This is a genomic window from Chamaesiphon sp. OTE_8_metabat_110, from assembly GCF_031382685.1.
In the GTDB taxonomy this organism is placed as follows: domain Bacteria; phylum Cyanobacteriota; class Cyanobacteriia; order Cyanobacteriales; family Chamaesiphonaceae; genus Chamaesiphon.
In genome coordinates this window covers 1-2,729 of sequence record NZ_JANMZA010000045.1, presented here as the reverse complement: position 1 = coordinate 2,729, position 2,729 = coordinate 1, and the positions used below count along the sequence as shown (strand labels likewise).

The window sequence follows — 2,729 nt, the reverse complement described above, 5'->3', positions numbered from 1 at the left end:
GTTACAGTAATTGTCATCGAATTAGATTTAGCATATGCGAACCCATTATTGCGGTACGATCCGCACCGAACAAATTGGCGAAACTATTACTCTGTGCGGATGGGTAGATCGTCGCCGCGATCTTGGGGGGGTAATTTTTCTCCATCTGCGCGATCGATCTGGTTCGGTGCAGGTAGTCAGCGATCCGATTCGCACGCCCGAAGCTTATCATTTAGCGGAAACCCTCCGCAGTGAGTATGTAGTTAAAATTACCGGACGCGTCTACGCCCGTCCCGCAGAATCCCTCAACACGCGGATCGATACGGGCGCAATTGAAGTCTACGCCGAGCAAATTGAGGTACTCAACCGCGTTCATCAGCAATTACCCTTCCAGGTATCGCAAACCGAAAATGAGTTCGTGCGGGAGGATTTACGCCTCAAGTATCGCTATCTCGATCTGCGTCGCGAACGGATGAGTGCCAATCTCCAACTCCGCCATCGGGTAATTAAAACCATCCGCCGCTGTTTGGAAGATCGTTTTAACTTTATGGAGATCGAGACGCCAATTTTGACGCGCTCTACTCCGGAAGGGGCGCGTGATTTTATCTTACCCAGTCGGGTAAATTTAGGTGAATGGTTTGCCCTACCCCAATCGCCGCAATTATTCAAGCAATTACTAATGGTATCGGGATGCGATCGTTACTATCAAGTCGCCCGCTGTTTTCGCGATGAAGATTTACGTGCGGATAGACAGCCAGAATTTACCCAGTTAGACATGGAAATGAGTTTCATGTCTCAAGAAGACATCATCGATCTCAATGAAGAATTGATTTGGCAAATCTTTAAAGAAATTAAAGGTGTCGAATTAGCACGTCCATTCCCCCGCATGACTTATGCTACGGCGATGGCTGACTATGGCTGCGATAAACCTGATACTAGATTTGACTTAAAATTAGTCAATGTTTCCGAGTTATTTAAAAACTCTCAATTTAAAGTATTTTCCGGCGCAATCGCATCGGGTGGGATTGTCAAAATATTACCGATTCCTGGCGGTAATGAGAGTATTTCTAACGTCCGCATTAAACCGGGCGGTAACTTATTCAAAGAAGCTGCCGAAGCAGGTGCTAAAGGATTAGCATATATTCGCGTCCTCGAAGGCAATGAAATCGATACGATCGGAGCGATTAAAGATTCTCTATCCGCTGAGAGTAAACAACAATTACTCACCCTCACAGGTGCCAAACCGGGCGACTTATTACTATTTGCTGCTGGCGATGCCGCGATGGTAAATAAAACACTCGATCGCTTGCGACTGGTTATCGGGCGCGAACTTGGTTTAATCGACGATGATAAAGTCAATCTCTTGTGGGTGACGGACTTCCCGATGTTCGAGTACAACGCCGATGAAAAGCGACTCGAAGCCCTTCATCATCCTTTTACAGCCCCCCATCCAGACGACATCGCCGATCTGACAACCGCCCGCGCTCAAGCCTACGATATCATCTTTAATGGTACCGAAGTCGGCGGCGGTAGCGTCCGTATTCATCAACGCGAAGTCCAAGAAAAAGTCTTCAGCGCGATCGGTTTATCCCCCGAAGAAGCTAATGACAAATTTGGCTTTTTACTCGAAGCATTTGAATATGGTACGCCCCCACATGGCGGGATTGCCTACGGACTCGATCGATTAGTCATGCTGCTCGCTGGCGAAGATTCGATCCGCGATGTCATCGCTTTTCCAAAGACTCAACAAGCACGCTGTTTGCTCACCAATGCTCCTGCAAATGTCGATGCCAAACAACTCAAGGAATTAGAGGTAATTTCCACATACAAACCCAAGAAAGATACTTAAAATTTATCTTGCTTATAGCTTAGCAAAAAGAGATTGAATCGATCGAGATCGATTCAACCTCTCTCTTTTGTAAGTACTGGTACTGCCCTATTTACAATCTATTTGACTCAGCCATCATTCAGAAAGCTTTCACAATTAGTAGATTGCAAGAATTTTAAGTTAGCTTTCAATCTTCTCTGTAGGCAGATAGTTCGATCTATACAATAATCTGGCTCGACGTTGTTGGAGCAAGTCTCGATCGACTAATGCGATCGCTTCATCTAGCATCAGATTTAAGATATCTAGTTGTCGAGTAACTTCTTTCAATTTAGCTAGATTTTTAGCTCTAGCTTCAGGATCGAGAATTCTAAATTCATTACTCATGATTAATTCCAATCGCGTTGAATCTCTTGTAAGGTGGCAACACTAGCATCTAGAGTCGCTGAAGCGACTTCGACTGCCTGATATAACAAATTTAACATATCTTCTGAGGGGGTTGGTTGAGACTGGCAAACTTTTAGCAGTAGGGTATGAAGGCGATTGTAAGATAACATTAGCCGCTCTTCCACATTCTGAAGTTCTTCAAATTCGGATAAGGTTTCAGAAGTTTCACCCACCTGCTCGAATAGCCTGAACTCCATTGCGGTAGTACGATCGACGCACTCAGCTAGTCTACGTTTGATAATGAAGAGATTTGAGATGACAGGATCTGGTAATTTAGCCACTGGTGGATCTAGGCGTGATATTCTGCCTTTAATCTAGCAGGCTTGGGGTAGCTATCGCTCGCGTCAAAATTATTATCTATCTGTTAGAGACTCGATCGTCGATCCACTAAAAAATTAGATAAGCTATCATCTGTTACATTTATAGTCCCAGTAGTGGGACGACCGGACTAAAACTGTGGGCATTTAAGACATGAAAG

General features: G+C 44.8%; 3 protein-coding genes. 1 reads left to right on the top strand and 2 read right to left on the bottom strand.

Annotation, left to right across the window (positions count from 1 at the left end; translation table 11 throughout):
- Positions 1–34: 34 nt before the first annotated feature.
- A complete protein-coding gene (aspS, locus tag RMO52_RS01880) occupies positions 35–1,828 on the top strand; it encodes an aspartate--tRNA ligase (RefSeq protein WP_310410402.1) in 1,794 nt (597 codons plus the stop codon).
- Positions 1,829–1,987: 159 nt separating this feature from the next.
- On the opposite strand, the gene RMO52_RS01875 is transcribed toward aspS, so the two are convergent.
- Together RMO52_RS01875 and RMO52_RS01870 are read right to left on the bottom strand one after the other, a co-directional pair.
- Entirely contained in the window at positions 1,988–2,191 is a 204-nt protein-coding gene (locus RMO52_RS01875) for a hypothetical protein (RefSeq protein ID WP_309742122.1), read from the bottom strand.
- A gap of 2 nt (positions 2,192–2,193) precedes the next feature.
- Positions 2,194–2,532 carry a hypothetical protein gene (locus tag RMO52_RS01870; protein ID WP_310410400.1) on the bottom strand — a complete coding sequence of 113 codons (339 nt, stop codon included), beginning with the start codon at positions 2,530–2,532 and terminating at the stop codon, positions 2,194–2,196.
- Between the last annotated feature and the right edge of the window lie 197 nt (positions 2,533–2,729).

Bases quoted from the DNA above. Each gene is read 5' to 3' on its own strand.
- aspS (WP_310410402.1), top strand. From the start codon at position 35: ATGCGAACCCATTATTGCGGTACGATCCGCACCGAACAAATTGGCGAA.
- RMO52_RS01875 (WP_309742122.1), bottom strand. From the start codon at position 2,191: ATGAGTAATGAATTTAGAATTCTCGATCCTGAAGCTAGAGCTAAAAAT.